Source organism: Streptomyces niphimycinicus, from assembly GCF_018883605.1.
Classification (GTDB): Bacteria; Actinomycetota; Actinomycetes; order Streptomycetales; family Streptomycetaceae; genus Streptomyces; species Streptomyces niphimycinicus.
This window is the reverse complement of record NZ_JAHLEM010001282.1, coordinates 1-920: the sequence shown is the minus strand read 5'-3', so window position 1 is coordinate 920 and position 920 is coordinate 1. Positions and strand designations below refer to the sequence as shown.

Here is a 920-nt window from a genome sequence, read left to right as displayed (position 1 = left end):
GCCCGGCACCGGGGTGCGGGCGATGGACGGCCGCCGGAGGGCCCGGCACCTCGACCCGGACCGCGAACAACGCGCCGTCGTCGGGGCCCGGCCGGGTGAGCCCGACCCGGGCCGTGGTGATGTGCAGAACGTCGCCCTGGAGGCAGACTCCGGCGGGCTGGGCGGCGGGCAGCCGCAGCGTGCGGTCGAGTGCGCCGTCCTGCCGGTAACGCCGCACCGTCCCGGTGCCCCAGACGGCGATCCACACGCCACCCTCGTCGTCGACGGCCATGCCGTCGGGGCTGCCGCCGTCCACCGTGACGAACGTCGTCGGTGTGCCGAGCCCGCCCGTCGCCGGGTCGACGGGGTAGCGCCGGACGACGCCCCGGGCGCTGTCGGCCAGATACATGGCGCGTCCATCGGCCGTGAACGCGGGCCCGTTCGGCACCGTGATCCCGTCGAGGACCCGGGTGACCGTGCCGTCGTGGTCCACCCGGTAGAGGGAGCCCGCGTCCTCGTCGGCGTCGTAGCCCATGCTGCCCGCCCAGAATCTGCCGGACGGGTCGGCGCTGCCGTCGTTCATACGCCGGGCGGGGCGGGCATCGGCCTCGGGTCGCGCCAGCCAGGTGGTGGCGCCGTCGGGGCCGAGCAGGCAGATCCCGGTGCCCGCGGCGGCGATCCAGGTGCCGGGCCGGTCCGCCACGGGCGCCACCGCGCCCAGCGGGACGGGCAGTTCGGCCAGCGTGCGCAGGGGCGCGCTGGGGTCCTGGGGGGCCGTCAGCAGGCGGCCCTGAAGGATGTCGACGAGGACGAGGGCCTCGCCGGTCCAGCGGATGCCCTCGCCGAGGTCGAGGCGGTCGGGGCGGGTCGGGCGCGGCTCCCCGGTCACGCTGCGGCCTCCTGGACGGCGGTACGGAAGGCGCGGGCGCGTGCGCGCAGGG

At 77.4% G+C, this 920-nt stretch carries 1 protein-coding gene; it reads right to left on the bottom strand.

Annotated elements, in window-relative coordinates; genetic code table 11:
• The coding region (locus KN815_RS49350) for an SMP-30/gluconolactonase/LRE family protein (RefSeq protein ID WP_216348233.1) at positions 1-868 on the bottom strand (868 nt) is incomplete at its 3' end.
• Between the last annotated feature and the right edge of the window lie 52 nt (positions 869-920).